Origin of the sequence: Serratia sp. (in: enterobacteria) (assembly GCF_051654945.1) — a bacterium.
Taxonomy (GTDB): domain Bacteria; phylum Pseudomonadota; class Gammaproteobacteria; order Enterobacterales; family Enterobacteriaceae; genus Chania.
Map to the genome: position 1 here is coordinate 593,001 of NZ_JBOFZA010000081.1, position 21,611 is coordinate 614,611.

Sequence of the window (21,611 nt, forward strand, 5' to 3'; positions counted from 1 at the left end):
CAATTGCAATATGTTTCATATAGAGAGTGATTTTCTTCACAAAATTCCCCCTGATTGCGTTTCCTATCACTAGTCCATAAGCTGCATAGCAATTCCCAATCCTCTTGGAATAACAACAGGAACAGCTCATGAATGGATTGATAGATTACTTCCCGGAAAATGCATTTACCGTTCACCAGCAAAATTGCGACTGGCAACAGGCTATTGATTTATCGATGAGTTGCCTGCTGGCAAATAATATCGTTGAGCCACGTTATGTGACAGCAATAAAAGAAAGCACTCAACAGAATGGCGCCTATTATATTCTGACGCCGGAAGTGGCAATGCCACATGCCCGCCCGGAAGAAGGCGCTTTGGGCACGGCATTAACCTTAACCGTATTGCCGAATGGCGTTTATTTCAATGACGATAACCCGCAGGTGAAAGTCCTAATTGGTTTGGCGGCGCAAGATGCCGACAGCCATATCAACGCCATCCAGCTGTTGAGCGAAATGTTCTGCGATGATGACGCTATAGAACAGCTTACTCAGGCAACTAAAGTATCAGAAATAAAAGAAATCGTTCTGCGCTTCTGATTTTATCCACTCAAGGATCAATATAATGGCCAATAAAACAATACGAGCCAGAGTGCAAGCTTTTGGCGGGTTCCTGACGGCTATGGTAATCCCTAATATCGGCGCATTTATTGCGTGGGGATTTATTACGGCACTGTTTATTCCCACCGGTTGGATGCCTAATGCCCACTTCGGGCAATTGGTCGGGCCGATGATCACCTATTTACTGCCGTTGATGATCGGTTCTACCGGTGGCTACCTGATAGCGGAGAAACGCGGTGCGGTGATGGGCGGCATTGGTACCATCGGCGTGATTGTGGGGGCCGATATTCCGATGTTCATCGGTGCGATGGTGATGGGGCCGCTCGGCGGAGTGATCATCAAATATATCGACACCAAACTGGACAAGCGCATCCCGGCCGGGTTTGAGATGGTGATCAACAACTTCTCGCTGGGGATCGTGGGCATGTTTCTGTGCCTGTTTGCCTACGAAGTGATTGGCCCTGCGGTGCAGCAAGCCAACCATTTGGTCCGTGCCGGCATTGAGTCGCTGGTCGCTACCGGTTATCTGCCGCTGCTGTCGATCATCAACGAACCGGCGAAGGTGCTTTTCCTGAATAACGCCATCGACCAGGGTGTGTATTACCCGCTGGGCATGCAGGATACGGCGGTAAATGGCCGCTCAGTGTTCTTTATGGTGGCTTCTAACCCAGGCCCTGGGCTTGGCATCCTGCTGGCGTTTGCGCTGTTTGGTCAGGGTATGAGTAAAAAGTCGGCACCGGGCGCGATGATTATCCATTTCCTTGGCGGGATCCACGAACTTTACTTCCCGTATGTGCTGATGAAGCCGCTGATGATCATCGCCATGATTGGCGGTGGTATGACGGGGATCTACGTATTTGACCTGATGGGGGCAGGCCTGGTTGCCGGGCCAAGTCCGGGTTCCATCTTCGCTTACCTTGCCCTGACGCCGCGTGGTGGTTTTGCAGGAACTTTGGCAGGCGTAGCGGCGGGTACGTTGGTCTCGTTCCTGATTGCCACATTGATCCTGAAGATGGAGAAACAACAGGTTACCGAAGACAGTTTTGATGACTCACAGCGGCAGGTCAAAGCCTTGAAAGCCGCCGGCAAAGGGCAAGCTCAACCGATCCGCCATATCGCCTTTGTCTGTGATGCCGGTATGGGTTCCAGCGCGATGGGGGCAACCACCTTCCGTAAACGTCTGGAGAAAGCAGGGGTGCCGATCAGCGTTAAGCACTACGCCATTGAAAACATTCCGCCGGAAGCCGACCTGATCGTCACACACTCCAGCCTGGAAGGACGAGCTGAACGGGTGAGTGATAAACCCAAAGTATTGATCAGTAATTATCTCGGTGACCGCAATCTCGACCATCTGTTGGAACAACTGGTAGCCACACAGTCAGAAAAGGAAACAGCATGAAAACCCAAGCCGCCGCTATTTATGGCCAAAACGATGTTCGCCTGCGTGAGTTTGAATTACCGCCGCTAGGGGATGATGAACTGCTGGTGAAAGTGATTTCCGACAGCGTGTGCCTCTCTACCTGGAAGGCCGCCAAATTGGGGGCTAGCCACAAGCGAGTGCCTGATAACGTCGCCGATCACCCGGCAATCACCGGCCATGAGTGCGCCGGTATCATTGAGCAGGTGGGTAACAACCTGCGCTCACGGTACCAGCCAGGCCAACGCTTTGTGCTGCAACCGGCGATGGGATTGCCGAGCGGTTACTCGGCGGGTTACAGCTACGAATTTTTTGGCGGCAACGCCACCTACATGATCATCCCGCAGCAGGCTGTGGAACTCGGTTGCGTATTACCGTATGAAGGCAGCTATTTTGCGGCAGCCTCGCTGGCAGAACCGATGTGCTGCATCATTGGTGCTTACCACGCCAACTACCACACGACGCAATACGTCTATGAACATCGCATGGGGATCAAGCCCGGCGGCAACGTGGCGTTATTGGCCAGTGCCGGGCCGATGGGGATTGGTGCGATCGACTATGCCATTAACGGCAACATCCGTCCTGCGCGGGTAGTGGTGGTAGATATTGATGAAGCGCGCTTGGCGCGGGCCAGATTGCTGCTGCCGGAAAGCGTTGCGCGTGACAAGGGGGTGGAGCTGGTTTATTTCAACAGCAGCAAGGTTGCCGATCCGGTGACGGCGCTGCGCGATCTCACCCAGGGCCACGGTTTTGATGATGTCTTCGTTTATGCCGCCGTGGCCGATGTGTTGGTGATGGGCGATGAACTGATGGCGGAAGACGGTTGCCTGAATTTCTTTGCCGGCCCGACCGACAGTGAATTCAAGGTGCCGTTTAACTTTTACAACGTGCATTACGCCTCCACCCATGTGGTAGGGACATCGGGCGGTTCAACGGGCGACATGCTGGAGGCGTTGCAACTGACCGCCGAAGGTCGCATCAATCCTTCGGTCATGATCACCCACATTGGCGGATTGAATTCCGTGCCGGATACCATCATCAATCTGCCTACGATCCCTGGTGGTAAAAAGCTGATTTATAACTTTGCGACCATGCCGTTAACCGCGATTGCGGACTTCCCGCAACTGGGCAAAACCGATCCATTCTATGCCCGCCTGGCGGAGTTGGTTGCAGAGAGCCACGGCGTGTGGAATGAGCAGGCCGAACGCTTCCTGCTGCAACATTTTGGCGTGGAAACAGGGGTATAAGCCGATGAAATCGCTGGCTTACGACATAGTACGCACCACTCAACAGGCTGCCCTGGCAGCCTGGCCATTACTGGGCTGTGGTGATAAAAATCAGATTGATGGAGTGGCCGTTGCCGCCATGCGTGAACAACTGAGCGGCATGGCGATGCAGGGGCAGATTGTGATCGGTGAAGGCGAAATCGATCAGGCGCCGATGCTGTATATCGGTGAACGATTGGGGAGTGGCAAGGGGCCAGCGGTAGACATTGCGGTTGACCCTATCGAAGGCACTCGGATGGTGGCTATGGGGCAATATAATGCGCTGGCGGTGATCGCTTTTGCCCCTCACAACGCCTTGCTGCACGCCCCTGACATGTATATGCGCAAGATGGTGGTGGGGCCAGGGGCCAAAGGAGCTATCGACTTGCGGCTGCCTCTGGAGCAAAACCTGCGGCAAGTCGCGCAGGCTCTAGGCAAGCCGTTGCACCAACTACGGATGATCACGCTGGATAAACCGCGCCATGAGCGAATACGCCAACAGGCGCAGGCGCTCGGGGTGAAGATTTTTGCCATTCCTGACGGTGACGTCGCCGCCAGCCTGATGACTTGCCTGCCAGGTGGTGAAGCCGACATCATGTATACCCTCGGCGGCGCGCCGGAAGGGGTGATTTCTGCCTGTGCGGTGCGCCTGCTGGGCGGGGATATGCAGGCCGAACTGATCGATTTCTGCCAGGCGAAAGGAGATACGCCCCAGAACAGGATACTGGCGCAGGAAGAACGACGGCGTTGCAGCAGCATGGGGATTGAGATTAACGCCATCTTGCCGCTCAATGCCCTGATCGCCAGTGATGAGGTGATTTTTTCGGCAACCGGGATCACCAAAGGTGACATTATCGGCGGTATAAAACAAAAAGAGGGGTACTTGAGCACAGAAACCCTTATGATCAATGGTACCGACGGATCGTGTAATAGAATTCATACATTACACTTGCATTGATGGTATCGCAGGACGAATGAAAACGTTGACAGAAGATGAAATAATTGAACAACTGGACGAGCAGCAACAATTGCTCCATTGGTTACTGAAGGCCAATGAGATTTTATTTTCTGCTGTCAAAACCTATTTGCCGCAGGTGTTCGTCAATAACGATCCCGATATACAAGAATATGCGGTGAAGCCATTGTTAGCAAAATCCGGCCCTTTGGACAATATGGAGGTTGCCCTGCGTTTGTTGTATGCGCTGGGTAAAATCAAGAAAACCGTTTATGCCGATATCATCTGTCTTTCACAATTCAGCCAGCATGTGCAGGCTGAAAATGGCTCACTGAGCTTTCATGATGAAATGACCTTTGATTTTATTGCCAACCTGAACGCCATTACGGAAAACGAGCAGCTTTTCAGTGCGATAAGAAAGATGAAGTTTTCCAGTTTTGAGGTATTTAATACCGAGCGTTACGGCAATATGGTGAAAACCGGATTAACGCTGGCAGTGACTTCGCTGTTAAAGGAACTGACCAATGAAAATAGCGCTAACGGTTAATGGGCTGACGATCGATGCCTTGTTTGCCGATGAAGAGATCGAGCAGGTGCATTTACCTTTGCTGCGTCTGCTGGCTCACAAACAACGGAGTAAGGGGGGGCGCCTGGTGGTATTTCTGGCGGCACCGCCTGGCAGTGGTAAATCGACGCTGACTGCTTTTTGGCAGTATTTATCCACGCAACATGATGAATTGCCAGAATTGCAAACCCTGCCGATGGATGGTTTTCATCGCCCTAACGCTTGGCTTGATGCTCAAGGGTTACGCTGCAAAAAGGGGATGCCGGAAACGTTTGATCGTCAGCAACTCGAGTTGGCGTTAGCCTCACTCGAACAACCACGGCCGTTGTGGCCAACCTACGATCGGGTATTGCACGATCCGGTGCCAGACGCTATCGAGGTGACCGCTCCGGTGGTGATTGTAGAGGGCAACTGGCTGCTGCTTGATGAGCCGGGCTGGCGCGATCTGGCAAGATCCAGCGACTTGACGCTATTTATTCAGGCGCCAGCAGAGCAACTGCGGTCACGCCTGATTGAACGCAAAATGCGTGGTGGTTCGTCGCTGGAGCAGGCCAGTACGTTCTATCAGCAAACCGATGGGCCAAACGTGGATAAGGTATTGCAGCACAGTTTGCCTGCCACCATCACCCTGCGGTGGGATAATGGTGGCCTGCATACTACGGAAGGATTATTTACCGGCGGCTAATGTATCCAGCGCATCGCGAATGCCGGTAACTGACAGCGCGCGGTTATCGGCACGGTAGCGGTCAAGTGCAGCGGGAGCAGAACTCTGGATAGCGATAAGTCGCCAGCCTTCTGCGGTTTTCAAGATCAATGGAGAACCGCTGTCCCCCGGCAAGGTATCGCACTGGTGAGATAGCACGCCCTGTTGTGCCCAGCCGGTGATTTTACAATTCTGGTGGCTGTACAGGTCATCCAAATGATCTTCCGGATAACCGGCTTGAGTCACCAGGCGTTTGGCCTGCTTTAAGGTTTGCGTTAACGCTTTGCTGTCGCCTTGCCATAACGGTAGCGGCTTGATTGCCAGCGCCTTCTTGTCCTTTAACCTGATCAACGCAAAATCATAGGCCGCCGCCGCCGGTGGCACGATCCAGCCATCGCCGTCGGCCTTCAACTTCTTGCCTAGTGACTTGTCGACCAGCGTTTCGATATTAGCAGTCTGGTATTGCCAACCTTTGCTGCCGGAGATAAAGCGTAGCGCAACGGCCTTATCAAGATTGCCGGGAGGGGCCAACACGCAGTGGCCGGCGGTGAGTGCCAGATGCGGCGAGATCAGCGTGGCGGTACACAGATTGCCACTGGCGGTTTCGACCTGGCCAATGGCTTGCCATGGCCAACCGCTGGTTTCGGTGACTTTAATACGGTCGTCTTTGCCAAAAAACAGACGGGTTTGATCGGCCGCAGACGCCTCGGAAGGGCTATCAGCATGCGCAGCGTGGGATAGAGCCAAAGGGAATGAGCACAACAACAGCAAAACAGAGATGCGCATAGGTTTCTTGCCTGACAAATTCGGTTCATCCATAGACACACTGAATGCTAACTATAGACTGATTTAGCCGCTGTGTAGATGGTCGGTGATTGATTTTCCGATAATTTCCTGAAAAAAGACCGGAGATCACAGATAAAAAAAGCTGGCGATCAGCCCGCAAAGGATCAGGGTGCCAAGGATGATTTCGAATCGATAGCGACGCAGCATAGACAACCCCCGATGAAAAAACACCCGGCGAACCGGGTGTTGGACAACTGTACTCAGAACAGGTGAGGGGAGCCTCACGCCGGTTGGCTATCAGGCAGCCGGAGTTGCTGCTTTCTTGCTGGATTTCTTGTGATGCTTTTTAGCTGACTGAGCTTTCTGGGCCGGGGCTTTTTTACCGCTGGCCTTATGGTGTTTCTTGGCTGCCTGAGCTTTTTGCTCGGTCGTTTTTTTTGCGTGATGTTGTTTCACGTGGGTGGTTTTCACTGGTGCGGCTTGGGTCGTGGCGGCTGGTGCAGCAGCAGGGGCAGCGGCCTCAGCGGCGAAAGCGATAGATGACAAGCCCATTGCAGCGGCAACAACCAGAGCTAATACTTTTTTCATGGGTAAATCCTCAGATTTCTGTTGGTGTATAACCCCACTGCGGGGCCGTTGAAATAATCTTATGCAAACCGAGGATGACTTTCCGTGAGTGATTGGTTTCGGCGTGTAACCTAATGTACGAGTGGCTTGGGCGGGCGTGACTTTCGTTGTATTGAGCCGAGTACGCCATAAATTAGTTACAACATACATTGGAGGGTATGCAGACCACCAACCTGCGGCACCTGTGCTCTGGGGAAGGACGTGGGCTATGGAACATCGCTAGCTAAGCATCATCAAAAAGAGATCGCGACATGCCCCAGCGATAGAAACGTAGAGTGCCACATGCAGCGCTCTCTGCAATTCTGATTCTGCGTAGTGGTACGCACATTAACGATAATAATACGCATTCAAATTGAAGAATAAAAAGAGACGCCATAAGGTGGATAAGGCTGTATTGACATACGGTTGATATCACTCAATTCCGTCTATTATTTGAAAAGGAAATTTAATTATGGCTCGATATGAAGATACAACTCAGTACGAACGCGATGTCCTGACTTCAATGGGATATTATTGGAATGGTCACGGCTGGCAGCGTGGCTTTGATCTGTCGGATGGCAACATGGTGGTTGAAGCCTGGTCTGGTAATCGCTTACCGGAGAGGCAAAAAGAAATCAGTAACATTACGCATCTATGGGATCAGAAGATTTCCGATATCAATAAACCAATAAGCGCTTTTGATCCTGAGGATGATGATGTTACGCCATTCAGTAATGAGGCCAAAGAGAGTTTCCGAAAAGACTCCGATAAGGCTATCGAGTTTGCGGCGAACAAAGTCCACGATCTTGACAATCAAATTAAGGAAATGCAAAAAGATATTGATGAACTAAATGGTCAGTTAAAGAAAGATAACCAAACTGTATTAGAAAAAGCTAACCTTAATGCCATCATCAGTAAACTTAAAGTCAGTAAGGAGCGCCTGACCGTCCTGCGTCATGAAGCTAATAAACGGCGGGTGCAACAAGAATACTTGAAGCGTAACAATGAAGATTGGTTCTATTCGAGAGAGAAGCCCACCCCGGGGGTTAGAGAGCAACAGTCATTAAACAGAAAGGAAATGGGCAAAGCGCGGGAGCAGGTGAAAAATATTCAAGCGGAAATCGATGCGGCAAAAAACAGGTTAGAACAACTGGAAAATGAGCAGCGTCAAAAAGAAAATGAGGTTAATCGGCTTAAAGATCTAGACCTTACTACCGAGGCAGGCCTGCTACGTACTGAAAATGATGCCCGCCAAAGCGAACAGAGCGCACAAAATGCGTTAAACGATGCGAATGGTCGTATTAATCAAGCCGCCAATGATAAGGCGAGTGCTGAAAAACTTTCCCGTGACTATGAATATAAAGCGGCCCAGGCTGAGTCTAAAAGGAAAAGACACAGTGATCTGCTGGATAATTTTATTAAATGGAACACCGAAGTTGATTATGGCAAAGAGGCGTGGTGGGCGGAGTTTGAAGGTGCGATGGATTTGATCGCAAAACTGGCTAGTGAGCGTGACACTGCAATAAGCCAGATGAATGCCGCGAGAGAATCGGCCAATCGCGCGGCAAACCGTCTTGAACAGGCAAGAAGAGACAAGCTCAATGCGGAGAACACGCTCAATAATGCTCGGAAAACGCTGGCGGATGTGCAGAACCAGAAGCAGGCTAACGACAAAGCTAAACAAGAGGCAGAAGCCAAGGCCGAACAGGAGCGTGTTAAGGATGCTGTCAAGTACACGGCTAATTTCTATACGGAATTAACTGGTAGATTTGGTGAGCAGTCGGCCAAAATTGCACAAGAGTTGGCGGATGCGGCAAAAGGTAAGCAGATCCGCAATGCAGATGAGGCGCTGAAAGCTTTTAATAAGTATAAGGATGTGCTAAATAAAAAATTTAGTGTTAAAGATCGTGAGGCGATTGCTAAAGCGCTTGAATCACTAAACCGCGATCAGATGGCGAAAAGTTTAGCCAAGTTTAGTAAGGCATTTAACTATGTTGGTTGGACAATCGTTGGTTATGACACCGTGAAAGAAATAGAAAAAGCGCTTGAGAGCAATAATTGGCGGCCAGTTTTTGTTAAGCTGGAATCTTTGGCTGCAGGGAGGGCTGCAACGGCGCTAACTGCTTTTGCATTTAGTATTATCCTTGGGTCCCCATTAGGAATATTAGGCTTCGCCATAATAATGACATTGGTTAGTGCTTTCATAGATGATTCTTTAATGGAAGAGGTGAATAATTTAATAGGAATTTAAAACACATGGCTCTAAGGTTTATGCCTTAGAGCTTTAAATGTAATCATGAATAAGTAAAGGGCTGATAAAAATATTGCAAATACAAGGCAGAATAAATCATAGATCACTCGTACACTTCCGCCTACAGAACTAACAAAAAAATCCTGCTGCCAAAATTTTCGGGTGGAGTATTTCAACGCTATTATTTCAATGAACTTTTTTGCGAATGGGACCAGGATACAGCTAATTACGGATAGTATGAGGATGAGTGTTAATCTCTCGCTTTCTGGGTTTTTGTACCATGCACCGTATGCGGCACTGGTATAAAATACTCCCCAAAATATATTTTTTAAATAGTAACCCCATGTCATAATTGCTCCTCCTTAGTATTTTACACCGAACTCACTACTGATGCAGTGTACCATTGTAGTTCTAATCAATCATTAATGGTTCGGATACTAAACAGGAATTACACCATTCTTATCTAGCTAGTGGATCACTCTAGAATGATCTTATCCCCCGTCGCCGGGCTAATGGTATTCGGCAACCACAGCAGCCCCCAAGGGCCGGTGCAATGGCAGCCCATGACTTTTTCAGGTTTGATGTGCTTGAGAAAACGCTGCACTTGCCATAATCGCAGCGGTGAGGCCGTTCTCAGGTGAAAACCGCCAATCAGCGCGTAGATTTTATCGATACCGGTGATCTTCTGGCAGTGTCGCACAATGTTGATGACCCCCCGGTGTCCGCAGCCGGTGATGATAATCAGGCCTCGGTCGGACTTATAAATCAGCACACCCTCATCGGTGACGTAATCAGGCGATGAGTTGGCATCTTCAATAATGCCGTAGGCTTTGGGAGAGGGAACTTCGATTTCACCAGACCAGATAAAACGCTCACTGATATGCACGGGGGTTCGGGTCAGCTCAATGGCGTGGCGCGAGTAATCCACTTGCGGTGATAACCGTTTGATTTTCTTTACGCGACCCAGAAGATTAACGGCAGCATAGCGCACGTCTTGCACGCCGGGGTGGCAAATTATCCGGCTGTTTTCAGGTAGCCACGGGACGCCACCGCTGTGATCGTAATGGCCATGGGAGAGCACGGTGGCGGTCAAATTATCGAGACTAATCCCCATCCGATCGGCATTGTGCAAAAAGCTGCCGTCCGGCCCTGTATCAAACAGCACGCTGTCCGAACCATCCTGAACCAGTAAGCTCAGCCCGGCCTTGGTGGTTAACGCTTTATCCGCACCGGCAGCCCGGCGGTTCTCAAGTAACACATTGATGGTTAACGTCATGCGGACTCTTTGATTAAGGCTACCAATATTCATCCCCTCATTCTGTGCTACAGCGAACTCGATCGGTTCCCTCTCCTGGGGGTGAGGGGCGTCACTGAACGTAATGTTAGGTATCTCTTCTACAGATAACGGCTTTCCAAATGCTGGCGGAAATAGCTTGGGTCCAGCGTCTTGCCGGTAGCGTTGGCGATCAACGTATCGGTTGGATAGCGGCTGGCGTGACGCCAGATATTCTGCTGCAGCCAATGGAATAGCTCGGTCAAATTACCGGCAGCAATATCTTCGCTCAGTTTCGGCATTGCGCTGCGTGCGCTATCGAACAGTTGAGCGGCATACATGGCACCCAGCGTATACGTTGGGAAGTAACCAAAGGCACCGTCCGTCCAGTGAATGTCCTGCATACAGCCGTTGCGATAATCACCCACGGTATCCAGGCCAAGGTAGCTGTGCATCTTCTCATTCCACAGCGCTGGAATATCTTCTACCTCGATCTCGCCTTCGATCAACGCACGCTCGATCTCATAGCGTAAAATCACGTGAGCAGGGTAGCTGACCTCATCAGCGTCGACGCGGATCAGGCCAGGTCTTACCCGCTGATTAAGGCGAATAAAGTTGCTTTCTTCCAATGCCGGTTGTGCGCCAAACTGATTGACGATCAAAGGCCGCAGGACTTTCAGGAAGTCGCTGCCGCGGGCCAACTGCATTTCAAAAAACAGGCTTTGTGATTCGTGGATCGCCGTTGAGCGGGCTTGCGCAATGGGTTGGCCCAACCACTCACGCGGCAGATTCTGCTCGTAGCGTGCGTGACCGGTTTCATGCACGATGCCGAGCAGTGCAGTAAGAAATTCTTTCTCGTTGTAGCGGGTGGTGATACGCACGTCTTCCGGAACGCCACCGCAGAACGGATGAGCACTGACGTCAACCCGGCCACCGTCAAAGTCAAAGCCGAGCAGTTTCATCACGCTTAGACTCAGCTTACGCTGAGTATCGACATCGAACGGGCCTTGCGGGATCAGGCAGGGTTCTTGTTGCTGTTTGGCAACCACTTTTTGTAATAGGTCGGGCAGCCAGGTTTTCAGATCGCCAAAGATACGGTCCAGATCGCTGCTGCGCATACCCGGCTCATACAGGTTCAGCAACGCATCGTAGCGGCTGACTCCTGCCGCCTGAGCACGGATCTGGGCTTCTTCGCGGCTCAGTTTGACCACTTGGCGCAGGTTCTCGCTAAAGCCTTGCCAGTCGTTGGCCGGGCGTTGGGTGCGCCAGGCATGTTCACAGCGGGCACCGGCCAGGGATTTGGCTTCGACCAGCGCTTCTGGCACCAGCACGGCATTGTCATACTGACGGCGCATTTCGAGCAGGTTGGCACGGTCAAATTCGTCGAGTGACTCTTGTTGCGCGTGGTTGAGCAATTCGCCCGTTTTCTGCGCCGTCAGGATCTGATGTTTCAACACGCTCAATTCCGCTAATGCTTCTGAGCGCGCTTTATTGCCGCCCGGCGGCATCATGGTTTGCATATCCCAGCCGCTGATGGCCGAGAGGTGATCAAAGCGTGCCAGTCGGGTGAACAGAGCGCGTAGCTGGTCGTAAGCAGTAGGGGATGATTTAGACGTCATTTTGGACTCCATAGTGAACCCGTTGAAATAGTTGCAGGCCAACGGGGCCGGATCGTTATGCCGGCTCTGTTTTGTTATCTAACAGGGGTTTAATCGGCCAGCAGAAGCGGAAACTGGCGCCGCCCAATGAGCTGGCTTCCACAAAGACCTGGCCTTGGTAGGCTACGGCGATGGAGTGCACGATCGCCAATCCAAGTCCGCAGCCGCCGGTTGCGCGATCGCGGCTTGGGTCGAGGCGGACGAAAGGTTCGAACACCCGTTCGCGTTCTTCCGGAGGAATGCCTGGACCATCGTCTTCCACCTGCAAGCATGCGGCATCACCGTCAAACCACAGGCCGACGCGCAAACGCCGTTCGCAATAGCGCAGGCCATTGTTGACCAGATTGTCCAACACGCGCTCCATCAGCCGCAGATCGACACCGCCAAAATCACCGACATGCGGGATATTCAGCTCGATGTCGTGGTCTGGATGGATGAGTTGGATATCGGCCACCTTATCCCGTAGCCAGCCGGGCAGATCGATAGGCTCAATATTCAGTGCTACCTGCGGCCGATCCAGGCGCGCATAGGTCAATAGCTCATCGATCAATGATTCCAACTGGCCGATATCGCGGTTCAGCGCCTGCTGCTCGCCGTCGGTCAGGTTATCGCTCATGGCTAAGCGGTAGCGCAGGCGGACCAGCGGAGTCCGCAGCTCATGGGCAATACCGTCAATCAGCTGTTTTTTACTGACGATCAACGTGTTGACGTTATCGGCCATCTGATTGAACGCAACGCCCAGTCGGTAAAGGCTGGAGGTGGGGACGAAATGCGTGCGTTCATCGAGATGACCGGCCCCCAGCCGCTGGGCGGCATTTTCCAGTTTCAGCAAGTCTTGCCAGTGCGGGCGCATCCACAGGAACACCGGCAGGGCCAGCGACATACCAATAAAAATCAGCAGCACCAAATCCAGGATCCGCATCTGGTGCAGGTAGAACAGGTAAGGGATAGGGCCGACAACCAGCACGTAATGGCTGCGTGGAATGCGTTGCATAAAGGTGTAGCGATCGTCCAACGCGATAATTTCACCCAGCCGCAAGCGCTTGGTGAGATCTTCGCTCAGGTTCTGTTTACCGAGCGGCTCGATATGCAGTTTGAACGACAGGTTTAAATCCAGGGTGGCGATGGTTTTGTTCCAGTCCTTCAGCGGGATCTCCCGCAGCTCGCTGCGCATCAGGTACAGTGAGCTTTTCATCAGGTCGTCCATTGATTGGCGGCCGGCGCGCTCGGCGGTGACCTTGTAAACCAGGCCAACCAACATCGCCATCACCAGAAAGCAGACGAACAGCAGCAAAAAGAACTGGACGAACAGTTTTCTCATTGTTGCACCGATGCCCAGGCGTTGGGGGCAAACAGATAGCCCTTGTTACGCACGGTCTTGATACGGAACGGCTCCAGGGCATTGTCATAGAGTTTGCGCCGCAGGCGCGAGATGGCCACATCGATACTGCGATCCATACCATCGTAGCTGACACCGCGCAGATTTTGCAGCAGTGCTTCGCGGGCCATGATTTGCCCGGCATGGGTCGCCAGCTCCCACAGCAAATCGAAATCCGAGCTGGAAAGGGTGATCACTTCTTCCCCCAACGTCACCTCACGGTTGACCGGATCGATGCACAGCAACCCAAAATGCAGAGCATTATGTTGGGTGATGTTCTGCGTCTGCTCTTCTTTTGGCTGGTTGCCGCCGTGTTGGCGCAGGTGTAAGCGCAAGCGAGCCAGCAGCACTGCGGGCGGCGTGGTTTTCAGGATGTAGTCATGCGCGCCCATTTCCAGCGACAGGATGTGATTCATATCGCTGTCCAGCGAGGTGAGCAACACGATCGGGCCTGGGTAAACCGGACGCAAATCGCGGCACAGTGTCATGCCGTCCTTGCCGGGCAGCATGATGTCCAGTAGTACAAGATCTGGCTGTTCCCGCTCAATGCAGGCCTGGGCTGTATCACCACGTGGTTCGATAATGACGTCAATATCATGTTTACCCAGATAGGCCGCAATCAGCTTGCCGACTTCCGGATCGTCTTCTACAAAAACAATTTTAGTCATAATAGGGTGGTTTTATAGGAAAAACGGCATTCAGCATAGCGCGCTGCTCGGTGTTGCGCCATGCACATTATTTATCGCAGCGGTCGTCCGCCATCCACGCCGTGAGTGCGCCCGGTGACGTAACGGCTGCTCATCAGATAATCCACCAGATTGACCACTTCGCTCTCTCCAGGGGCAATTTGCATCAGCGACTTACTCAGCGCCTGCTGACGATACGCCTCATCATCACCGATGTTGAACATGATCAGCGCCGGGGCGATGGCATTCACTTTGACTTCGGGGGCCAATTTGCGGGCAAAGGAACGGGTCATGTTATCCAGCGCGGCCTTACTGGCGGCATAGGCAATGTGTTTGTCGCTACCTTTTTCCACCACATAATCCGTCAGGTGAATGATATCGGCACCGGCTTGCCCTTGGCCAAGCAGGCAAGGCTCCAGCAATTGGTTAAGTAGGTAAGGGGTGTAAACGTGGATCTGTAACATTGAGGCCATCACCTGTTCCGGTGGCGTATCGTCAGATTCCGCCAACCAGGCACTGGCATTATGGATCACGGCACGCAGCTTGGGGGTGACCTGTTTGACCCGATCGGCAAATTGGTAGATGCCATCATGCGCAGAGAAGTCGCCTTGCAGGCAAATCGCCCCAAGCTGTTTGAGTTCGGCTAATGCAGGGTATTCACTGCGATAGGCAATGATCACTGGTACGCCGCGTTGCAAAAATGACTTGGCCAGAGCCAACCCGATCCTGCGGGCACCGCCGGTGATCAGCACAGGGGCCGAATTATGAGAGACCATCGAGTAAAGCTCCTGAGCAAACTGGCAAACATTAAGGGAATTATGCCATTATACGTCAGAAAGCGGATAGCGTTTGCCATCGATGATATTTCAGCACTGGCCACCAAAAGGGTACCGAGGATGCATAACGATCATCTTACATTCGTCGCGCGCAGTGAGAGGGTTTGTTTTGACTATACGGATTTTTTATCCGCCTCCTGCAAAAAACAGTGGCGCTTTATCGATGCAATCTATGGTGTGATGCCGATCTTTGGCATGGTTTTGAAATCACGCGTCGCAGACTCTCGCTCACGTCAGGATCAGTTGAAGGAGTTGGCGTTACAGGTAGTTTCTACGCAGGTCAGCGATGAGGTCAATATTATACGCCTGATCGATCTGGCACGGCAGCAGCAGTTGGCGGTGTTTGATATCCAGCTACCGTATCCGCTGGCGGCGGAACAGTTGGCGGCCATTGAGAAAGAGTGTGGTACCTCGGTGATGGTGACGCAGGTCGGCGAGCGGATCACCATTAACGCCCAACCGATCGCGGGTAATTAACCGGGTGTCGCCACCCGGTATTTTGCGGTATTACTGCAACATAAACCATCCGGCCGGGATCGTGGCGGCCAACAGCAGCAGAACGCTACCTTTTTCCAGTCGGTTGAGCAATTTCACCTCCTGATGCCCACTGCGGGCATACATAAACACCAGCAGGCCTGGTGCATAAAGCAGCACCGACATCAACAGGTGCATCAGCCCCGAAGCATAGAGCAGCCATAGCCCATACAGGCAGGCACCGGTAGCGGCGAAAATCAGACGCTTGTCCTGCCGCTGGCGGGCTACCTTGAACAGGAAGGCTCCGACCAGGAAATACGGCACCAGGATCATTTCAGAAGCGATGGTCAGCAGTGAATTGTAGTTACTGCCGGTCAGCCAGATTATCACCAACGCGACCTGCACGGCGCAATTGGTCAGCCACAAAGAGGCGGACGGGGCGTGGTTCTGGTTTTGTTTGCGGAAAATTTTGGGGAAGGCGCCGTGCTGAGCGGCCAGCAGCGGCACTTCGGCCGCCATGATGGTCCAGCTCAGGTAAGCTCCGCAAACCGACACGATCAGGCCAGTGGCGATGATCACATCACCCCATGGGCCGATCAGATCCACCATCAGCACCGCCATTGACGGGTTGCGCATTTCGGCCAGTTCACTGCGCGGTACCACGCCTAGCGATAGCAGGGTGATCACCAGATAAACCGCCAAAGCGGACACCACGGCCAGCATGGTGGCGCGGCCAACGTCCTTTTTCTGTCGGGCACGGGCGGAAACCACCACCGCACCTTCAACCCCGATAAATACCCACAGGGTGATCAGCATGGTGTCCTTAACCTGCTGCCAGACGGGCGTACCAAGGGCAACACCGTGGAAATCCAGGGTGAAGGTATCCATACGGAACGCGATCGCGGCCAGCACGGCAAACAGACCGAGCGGCAACAGCTTGGCGAGGGTGGCAACCAGATTGATGCTGGCTGCCGTCTGCACGCCGCGCAATACCAGGGCATGGACGATCCACAGCAGCAAGGATTCGGCGATCAACGCCTGCCAGGTATTGCCATCCCCCAGGATCACCGTACCGCTACGGTCAGTAAACAGACTCAGCGCGGCAAACACGATCACCAGGTAAGAAACGTTGGCGATCACTGCACACAGCCAGTATCCCCATGCGGAACAGAAACCCACCAGTTCGCCAAAGCCTTCTTTGGCGTAGGTGAAGATCCCACCGTCCAGGTCAGGGCGCAGACGGGTCAGCAGCAGCATGGCAAACGCCAGGAACAGGATGCCCACGCCGGTGATGGCCCAACCGATCAGCAGGGCCGCCGGGCTGGCAACCTCGGCCATATTCTGTGGCAGGCTAAAGACACCCGCGCCCAGCATTGAGCTGAGTACCAAGGCGGTTAACGCGGTAAGACCAAGTTTTCTTTCCAATGATGGATCCCGAGACAGAATAAACGACTATGCGTTCCGTGCGGGCCAGCCATAACGTTATGGCAATTGTCGCAAGGGTAGGCAAAGGAGCTAAAAATTGGCGCAAATTCTAAGGGGAGATGCTTGCGGATGCAATGATTGGTTATGCGAGTTTGCTAAAAACTTATTCAGCAGTGGCCTAAAAAAAGGCTGCACGCTGGCAGCCCTTCGTTTAACCAGACAGCAGGGGTTATTTGAACAGATCGGCGCTGACGGTCAGGTTGCCGCCGCTCTTGTTCTGCCACTGGCGCGTAACGTGGTAATACTTGGCGCCTTTGGCTGCGGCACGTTTCGCCACTTCGGTGGAAACGTCGGTCATGCTGTTAAAGTGGCCGGTGAAGGTCACGGAATCAAACGGCACCATCTGCGCGGCGGTGATGTTATTCACTTCCTGGATCTTGGTACCGTCCGGCAGTGTTACGGTGTAACGTTGGCCGGTAGAGGTCTGGGTTTCGAAGAAACGGCCAACATCACGGGCTGGTGAGCCAGAAGAGGCGACGCCAGGGATCTCGACCTTGGCGGCTTCTGCACCACCAGCAGCCAACATGGCTTTACCGGCTTCAGAATCGGCAGGAACGGCATCCGGGCTCTGCACCACACGTTTAGGGGCATCGGCCTTGTAGATATAAGCGGTAATGAACTGGTTGCCGCCCTGGTTGGCATCAACCTGACGCACGATAAAGAAGGAGGCAGCGCCTTTCTTCTGTGCGGCTTTGCTGATGGCGTCATTGATGTCTGGCTGGCTGCGGTAGAAGCCGCTGACGGTGACGGTATCGTAAGGCTCAAGCAGGAAGGCTTCGTCTTTTGGCAGTTCTTTCACGCCGTTGATAACGCGGTATTTGGTCTCTTTGCTGACTTCTGGGGCATCTTTATGATAGACGTCTGCGGTGACGCGCCAGTTGCCGCCGTTATTCCCGTTGTTGATATCCTGAATATAGAAGGCGTCGGCCCCCATTTTATCTGCACGGCGGGATACGGCATCGGCAGCTTCGTTGATAGCATTGAAACGGCCGGTAATGGTGATGCGATCAAACGGCTTGATGGCCGCTGCTTTCTCAGGAGTTAACTCTTGCGCGGCATGCACAGACAGCGCGGTGAGTGATAACAAGGCTGATGCGATGATCGTGGTCTTCAGCTTCATAAAAAATCCTTTCGCCAAGCGCAGTAACGTTTAAACGTGCTGAACAGTTTAGGTGTAATTCAGCCGCAGATTATGCCATGTAACCTTGGCGGGTGTCTCAGCATTTTATGTTATGTGATGCAACAGTATTGAGCCGTTGCGTTGAGGCCCAAGCATTATAAGTTTCAAGAATAAAGCGTTAGATCTCATTAATGTTAATTATTCACAATTTTATAACTTTTATGCTGACTTGCCGCAGCGGATAGGAAGTGGCCTGGAGCCCGCTCTGCACAATAGTGCGCTGAAAAGGGCCTTTCCAGCCGTTTTTCCATCCAGATTTGAGATTTGTCATAGCCTTAGCTGCATTTTTATGTAAAAACTGACGGGTAGACGTAAGCAAATATGGATCATCGATCACATTTTCAGTAGGTTATAGGTGGCACCTTAATTTGCTGACAGGCAAGGGCGATAAAAAAGCCTGCCAGCCGGTGCCATCACTATGGGTAAGACGATAATAAACATCATCAGAACAGGTGAGAAGGGAACATTATGCGTATTGGTGTACCAAGAGAACGGTTGGCCAATGAAGCCCGAGTTGCAGCAACGCCGAAAACGGTAGAACAACTGCTGAAACTGGGCTTTACCGTCGCGATCGAAAGCGCGGCGGGAAAACTGGCAAGCTTTGAAGATGCTGCTTATCAAGCCGCAGGGGCAACAATTACCGATACTGCCGATGTGTGGCAATCGGATCTGATCCTGAAGGTGAACGCGCCGTTAGAGGAAGAAATTGCGTTAATGCGTGAAGGCAGTACGTTAGTCAGCTTTATCTGGCCTGCGCAAAATCCAGAATTGATGGCGAAGCTGGCGGCCCGCAACGTGACCGCTATGGCCATGGATTCCGTGCCACGTATTTCACGTGCGCAGTCTCTGGATGCACTGAGTTCGATGGCCAATATCGCAGGCTATCGCGCTATCGTTGAGGCGGCGCACGAGTTCGGGCGTTTCTTCACCGGTCAGATCACCGCAGCGGGTAAAGTCCCCCCGGCAAAAGTGATGATTATCGGCGCTGGCGTTGCTGGCTTGGCCGCTATCGGTGCAGCAGGTAGTCTGGGAGCGATCGTTCGCGCCTTTGACACCCGCCCGGAAGTGAAAGAGCAAGTACAGAGTATGGGCGCAGAATTCCTCGAGCTGGACTTTGAGGAAGAAGCCGGCAGCGGCGATGGCTATGCCAAAGTGATGTCGGAAGCCTTTATCAAAGCGGAGATGGCGCTGTTTGCCGCTCAGGCAGAGGAAGTGGACATTATCGTCACTACGGCGCTGATCCCAGGCCGTCCGGCACCGAAACTGATCACCAAAGAGATGGTGGCTTCCATGAAGCCGGGCAGCGTGATTGTCGATCTGGCCGCGCAAACCGGTGGTAACTGTGAGCTGACCGTAGCAGACCAGGTGACCATCACCGAAAACGGCGTGAAGATCATCGGTTATACCGACTTGCCAAGCCGCTTGCCGACCCAGTCCTCACAGCTTTACGGCACCAACCTGGTGAACCTGCTGAAGCTGCTGTCGAAAGAGAAAAACGGTGAAATCGATATCGACTTCGAAGACACCGTGATCCGCGGCGTGACCGTGGTGCGCGATGGTGAAGTTACCTGGCCAGCACCGCCGATCCAGGTCTCAGCCCAGCCGAAGCAGGCTGCCGCTGCGCCAATCGAGAAGATTGAAAAGAAACCAACCTCACCTGTGGTGAAATACGGCCTGATCGCACTGGCGATCATTCTGTTCGGATGGTTTGCCAATTCGGCACCAAAAGAGTTCCTGTCTCACTTTACCGTGTTTGCGCTGGCCTGCGTGGTGGGTTACTACGTGGTCTGGAACGTCAGCCATGCATTGCATACCCCGTTGATGTCGGTCACTAACGCGATCTCAGGGATTATCGTGGTCGGTGCGTTGTTGCAGATCGGCAGTGGCGGCTGGGTGAGTTTCCTCTCCTTTGTCGCGGTACTGATCGCCAGCATCAACATTTTTGGTGGATTTACCGTCACTCAGCGCATGCTGAAGATGTTCCGCAAAAACTAAGGGGTAACAAAAATGTCTGGTGGATTAGTTACAGCTGCATACATTGTTGCCGCTATTTTGTTTATTTTCAGCCTGGCCGGTCTTTCGCGCCATGAAACGTCCAAGCAGGGCAACCTGTTCGGCGTGGCTGGGATGGCGATCGCCTTGATCGCCACCATCCTCGGGCCGGATTCCGGCAACGTGGGCTGGATCATTATCGCGATGATCATCGGTGGTTCCATCGGCGTCTATCTGGCGAAGAAGGTCGAAATGACCGAAATGCCAGAGCTGGTGGCGGTACTGCACAGCTTCGTGGGTCTGGCTGCGGTGCTGGTAGGCTTCAACAGCTACCTGGATCACGGTACGGTTGCCATGGAGCCGGTGATGGAAAATATCCATCTTACCGAAGTGTTCCTCGGCATCTTTATCGGTGCGGTAACCTTTACCGGTTCTATCGTGGCCTTCGGCAAACTGCGCGGCATTATCTCTTCCAAGCCGCTGATGTTGCCTAACCGTCACAAGCTGAACCTGGCTGCGCTGGTGGTTTCCTTCCTGTTGATGGTGCTGTTCGTGCGTACCAATAGCGTCGGTTGGGAAGTGTTCGCACTGCTGATCATGACCGTGATTGCCCTGGGCTTCGGCTGGCATCTGGTGGCGTCAATCGGTGGGGCAGACATGCCGGTAGTGGTGTCGATGCTGAACTCCTACTCGGGTTGGGCAGCTGCGGCGGCAGGTTTTATGCTGAGCAACGACCTGCTGATCGTGACCGGTGCGCTGGTCGGTTCTTCCGGTGCGATCCTGTCGTACATCATGTGTAAGGCGATGAACCGCTCCTTTATCAGCGTGATTGCCGGTGGTTTTGGTACCGATGGTTCCTCAACCGGCGATGCCGAAGAAATGGGCGAATACCGTGAAACCACGGCGGAAGAAGTGGCCGAACAGCTGCGTAACTCCACCTCGGTGATCATCACCCCAGGCTATGGCATGGCGGTGGCACAGGCGCAGTATCCGGTAGCGGAAATCACCGAGAAGCTGCGCGCGCGCGGCATCAAGGTGCGCTTCGGTATTCACCCGGTGGCGGGCCGTTTACCGGGCCACATGAACGTGCTGCTGGCGGAAGCCCGCGTGCCGTACGATGTGGTGCTGGAAATGGACGAGATCAACGATGACTTCCCGGACACCGATACCGTCCTGGTCATTGGTGCCAACGACACGGTGAACCCGGCGGCGTTGGAAGATCCGCGCAGCCCAATCGCCGGTATGCCGGTGCTGGAAGTGTGGAAAGCGCAAAACGTTATCGCGTTCAAACGCTCGATGAATACCGGCTATGCCGGGGTGCAGAACCCGCTGTTCTTTAAAGAGAACACCCAGATGCTGTTTGGCGATGCCAAAGCCAGCGTGGAAGCGATCCTGCGCGCGCTGTAATTTAACGGGTATAAAACACAATGCCAGCCACCTTGCGGTGACTGGCATTTTTTGTATCTAACGGCCCCTCACCCTAACCCTCTCCCACAGGGTTGGGG

The 21,611-nt window shown here is 52.9% G+C and carries 20 protein-coding genes; 10 read left to right on the forward strand and 10 right to left on the reverse strand.

The annotated features are described in order from the left end of the window. The first annotated feature begins 128 nt into the window (after positions 1 to 128). The 6 genes from ACRDCA_RS19175 to ACRDCA_RS19200 are packed head-to-tail and all read left to right on the forward strand — an operon-like array spanning position 129 to position 5,483. Positions 129 to 575 (forward strand): PTS sugar transporter subunit IIA, encoded by a 447-nt coding sequence (locus ACRDCA_RS19175; RefSeq protein WP_438690949.1) that lies wholly within the window; start codon positions 129 to 131, stop codon positions 573 to 575. Positions 576 to 600: 25 nt separating this feature from the next. Then, a complete protein-coding gene (locus ACRDCA_RS19180; protein WP_438690950.1) occupies positions 601 to 1,995 on the forward strand; it encodes a PTS mannitol transporter subunit IICB in 1,395 nt (464 codons plus the stop codon). After that, positions 1,992 to 3,260 carry a zinc-binding dehydrogenase gene (locus ACRDCA_RS19185; protein ID WP_438690951.1) on the forward strand — a complete coding sequence of 423 codons (1,269 nt, stop codon included), beginning with the start codon at positions 1,992 to 1,994 and terminating at the stop codon, positions 3,258 to 3,260. The genes ACRDCA_RS19180 and ACRDCA_RS19185 overlap by 4 nt, the downstream gene beginning before the upstream one ends. 4 nt (positions 3,261 to 3,264) lie before the next feature. Continuing rightward, a complete protein-coding gene (glpX, locus tag ACRDCA_RS19190) occupies positions 3,265 to 4,236 on the forward strand; it encodes a class II fructose-bisphosphatase (RefSeq protein WP_438690952.1) in 972 nt (323 codons plus the stop codon). Between the two features lie 16 nt (positions 4,237 to 4,252). Then, positions 4,253 to 4,780 carry an MltR family transcriptional regulator gene (locus ACRDCA_RS19195; RefSeq protein WP_438690953.1) on the forward strand — a complete coding sequence of 176 codons (528 nt, stop codon included), beginning with the start codon at positions 4,253 to 4,255 and terminating at the stop codon, positions 4,778 to 4,780. Next, entirely contained in the window at positions 4,758 to 5,483 is a 726-nt protein-coding gene (locus tag ACRDCA_RS19200; RefSeq protein ID WP_438690954.1) for a nucleoside/nucleotide kinase family protein, read from the forward strand. The genes ACRDCA_RS19195 and ACRDCA_RS19200 overlap by 23 nt, the downstream gene beginning before the upstream one ends. Here ACRDCA_RS19200 and ACRDCA_RS19205 read toward each other — a convergent pair. After that, entirely contained in the window at positions 5,466 to 6,287 is an 822-nt protein-coding gene (locus ACRDCA_RS19205) for a trypsin-like serine peptidase (protein ID WP_438690955.1), read from the reverse strand. The two genes, ACRDCA_RS19200 and ACRDCA_RS19205, sit on opposite strands and share 18 nt — an antisense overlap. Positions 6,288 to 6,584: 297 nt before the next feature. Continuing rightward, positions 6,585 to 6,875: an acid resistance repetitive basic protein Asr gene (gene asr, locus ACRDCA_RS19210; RefSeq protein ID WP_438690956.1), complete on the reverse strand. Its 291-nt coding sequence runs from the start codon at positions 6,873 to 6,875 to the stop codon at positions 6,585 to 6,587. A gap of 490 nt (positions 6,876 to 7,365) precedes the next feature. On the opposite strand from asr, the gene ACRDCA_RS19215 reads away from it, so the two are divergent. Further along, positions 7,366 to 9,144: a colicin-like pore-forming protein gene (locus tag ACRDCA_RS19215; RefSeq protein ID WP_438690957.1), complete on the forward strand. Its 1,779-nt coding sequence runs from the start codon at positions 7,366 to 7,368 to the stop codon at positions 9,142 to 9,144. An 11-nt stretch (positions 9,145 to 9,155) separates the two neighbouring features. On the opposite strand, the gene ACRDCA_RS19220 is transcribed toward ACRDCA_RS19215, so the two are convergent. The 6 genes from ACRDCA_RS19220 to folM all read right to left on the reverse strand — a co-directional run bounded on the left by ACRDCA_RS19220 (position 9,156) and on the right by folM (position 14,915). Then, the gene (locus tag ACRDCA_RS19220) at positions 9,156 to 9,494 is read right to left on the reverse strand and encodes a colicin E1 family microcin immunity protein (protein WP_438690958.1); all 339 of its coding nucleotides are present in this window, start codon (positions 9,492 to 9,494) and stop codon (positions 9,156 to 9,158) included. A 125-nt stretch (positions 9,495 to 9,619) separates the two neighbouring features. Next, on the reverse strand, positions 9,620 to 10,420 hold the full coding sequence (locus ACRDCA_RS19225; protein WP_438690959.1) for an MBL fold metallo-hydrolase: 801 nt from the start codon (positions 10,418 to 10,420) through the stop codon (positions 9,620 to 9,622). A 119-nt stretch (positions 10,421 to 10,539) separates the two neighbouring features. Next, positions 10,540 to 12,036 carry a carboxypeptidase M32 gene (locus tag ACRDCA_RS19230; protein WP_438690960.1) on the reverse strand — a complete coding sequence of 499 codons (1,497 nt, stop codon included), beginning with the start codon at positions 12,034 to 12,036 and terminating at the stop codon, positions 10,540 to 10,542. 55 nt (positions 12,037 to 12,091) lie between these two features. Next, positions 12,092 to 13,396, reverse strand: coding sequence for a two-component system sensor histidine kinase RstB (gene rstB, locus ACRDCA_RS19235; protein ID WP_438690961.1), 1,305 nt, complete (start codon positions 13,394 to 13,396; stop codon positions 12,092 to 12,094). Further along, on the reverse strand, positions 13,393 to 14,121 hold the full coding sequence (gene rstA, locus ACRDCA_RS19240; protein WP_438690962.1) for a two-component system response regulator RstA: 729 nt from the start codon (positions 14,119 to 14,121) through the stop codon (positions 13,393 to 13,395). The genes rstB and rstA overlap by 4 nt, the downstream gene beginning before the upstream one ends. Before the next feature lie 71 nt (positions 14,122 to 14,192). Then, complete coding sequence (folM, locus tag ACRDCA_RS19245) at positions 14,193 to 14,915, reverse strand: dihydromonapterin reductase (RefSeq protein ID WP_438690963.1); 723 nt, start codon at positions 14,913 to 14,915, stop codon at positions 14,193 to 14,195. 120 nt (positions 14,916 to 15,035) lie between these two features. On the opposite strand from folM, the gene ACRDCA_RS19250 reads away from it, so the two are divergent. Continuing rightward, positions 15,036 to 15,452 carry a hypothetical protein gene (locus ACRDCA_RS19250; RefSeq protein ID WP_438690964.1) on the forward strand — a complete coding sequence of 139 codons (417 nt, stop codon included), beginning with the start codon at positions 15,036 to 15,038 and terminating at the stop codon, positions 15,450 to 15,452. A gap of 30 nt (positions 15,453 to 15,482) precedes the next feature. Here ACRDCA_RS19250 and ACRDCA_RS19255 read toward each other — a convergent pair whose 3' ends face one another. Together ACRDCA_RS19255 and ydgH are read right to left on the reverse strand one after the other, a co-directional pair. After that, positions 15,483 to 16,874, reverse strand: coding sequence for an amino acid permease (locus ACRDCA_RS19255; RefSeq protein WP_025119130.1), 1,392 nt, complete (start codon positions 16,872 to 16,874; stop codon positions 15,483 to 15,485). Positions 16,875 to 17,103: 229 nt separating this feature from the next. Next, positions 17,104 to 18,054, reverse strand: a complete 951-nt coding sequence (gene ydgH / locus ACRDCA_RS19260; protein WP_438690965.1) for a DUF1471 family protein YdgH — start codon at positions 18,052 to 18,054, stop codon at positions 17,104 to 17,106. Between the two features lie 528 nt (positions 18,055 to 18,582). Between ydgH and pntA the strand changes: the two genes are divergently transcribed. Both pntA and pntB read left to right on the forward strand, forming a co-directional pair. Next, positions 18,583 to 20,109, forward strand: coding sequence for a Re/Si-specific NAD(P)(+) transhydrogenase subunit alpha (pntA, locus tag ACRDCA_RS19265; protein ID WP_438690966.1), 1,527 nt, complete (start codon positions 18,583 to 18,585; stop codon positions 20,107 to 20,109). 12 nt (positions 20,110 to 20,121) lie between these two features. Further along, complete coding sequence (pntB, locus tag ACRDCA_RS19270) at positions 20,122 to 21,513, forward strand: Re/Si-specific NAD(P)(+) transhydrogenase subunit beta (RefSeq protein WP_021177867.1); 1,392 nt, start codon at positions 20,122 to 20,124, stop codon at positions 21,511 to 21,513. The last annotated feature ends 98 nt before the right edge of the window (positions 21,514 to 21,611 follow it).

What these genes read in the sequence shown, in the direction of transcription:
- ACRDCA_RS19175 (WP_438690949.1), top strand. Translation starts at nt 129, where the DNA reads ATGAATGGATTGATAGATTACTTCCCGGAAAATGCATTTACCGTTCAC.
- ACRDCA_RS19180 (WP_438690950.1), top strand. Translation starts at nt 601, where the DNA reads ATGGCCAATAAAACAATACGAGCCAGAGTGCAAGCTTTTGGCGGGTTC.
- ACRDCA_RS19185 (WP_438690951.1), top strand. Translation starts at nt 1,992, where the DNA reads ATGAAAACCCAAGCCGCCGCTATTTATGGCCAAAACGATGTTCGCCTG.
- glpX (WP_438690952.1), top strand. Translation starts at nt 3,265, where the DNA reads ATGAAATCGCTGGCTTACGACATAGTACGCACCACTCAACAGGCTGCC.
- ACRDCA_RS19195 (WP_438690953.1), top strand. Translation starts at nt 4,253, where the DNA reads ATGAAAACGTTGACAGAAGATGAAATAATTGAACAACTGGACGAGCAG.
- ACRDCA_RS19200 (WP_438690954.1), top strand. Translation starts at nt 4,758, where the DNA reads ATGAAAATAGCGCTAACGGTTAATGGGCTGACGATCGATGCCTTGTTT.
- ACRDCA_RS19205 (WP_438690955.1), bottom strand. Translation starts at nt 6,287, where the DNA reads ATGCGCATCTCTGTTTTGCTGTTGTTGTGCTCATTCCCTTTGGCTCTA.
- asr (WP_438690956.1), bottom strand. Translation starts at nt 6,875, where the DNA reads ATGAAAAAAGTATTAGCTCTGGTTGTTGCCGCTGCAATGGGCTTGTCA.
- ACRDCA_RS19215 (WP_438690957.1), top strand. Translation starts at nt 7,366, where the DNA reads ATGGCTCGATATGAAGATACAACTCAGTACGAACGCGATGTCCTGACT.
- ACRDCA_RS19220 (WP_438690958.1), bottom strand. Translation starts at nt 9,494, where the DNA reads ATGACATGGGGTTACTATTTAAAAAATATATTTTGGGGAGTATTTTAT.
- ACRDCA_RS19225 (WP_438690959.1), bottom strand. Translation starts at nt 10,420, where the DNA reads ATGACGTTAACCATCAATGTGTTACTTGAGAACCGCCGGGCTGCCGGT.
- ACRDCA_RS19230 (WP_438690960.1), bottom strand. Translation starts at nt 12,036, where the DNA reads ATGACGTCTAAATCATCCCCTACTGCTTACGACCAGCTACGCGCTCTG.
- rstB (WP_438690961.1), bottom strand. Translation starts at nt 13,396, where the DNA reads ATGAGAAAACTGTTCGTCCAGTTCTTTTTGCTGCTGTTCGTCTGCTTT.
- rstA (WP_438690962.1), bottom strand. Translation starts at nt 14,121, where the DNA reads ATGACTAAAATTGTTTTTGTAGAAGACGATCCGGAAGTCGGCAAGCTG.
- folM (WP_438690963.1), bottom strand. Translation starts at nt 14,915, where the DNA reads ATGGTCTCTCATAATTCGGCCCCTGTGCTGATCACCGGCGGTGCCCGC.
- ACRDCA_RS19250 (WP_438690964.1), top strand. Translation starts at nt 15,036, where the DNA reads ATGCATAACGATCATCTTACATTCGTCGCGCGCAGTGAGAGGGTTTGT.
- ydgH (WP_438690965.1), bottom strand. Translation starts at nt 18,054, where the DNA reads ATGAAGCTGAAGACCACGATCATCGCATCAGCCTTGTTATCACTCACC.
- pntA (WP_438690966.1), top strand. Translation starts at nt 18,583, where the DNA reads ATGCGTATTGGTGTACCAAGAGAACGGTTGGCCAATGAAGCCCGAGTT.
- pntB (WP_021177867.1), top strand. Translation starts at nt 20,122, where the DNA reads ATGTCTGGTGGATTAGTTACAGCTGCATACATTGTTGCCGCTATTTTG.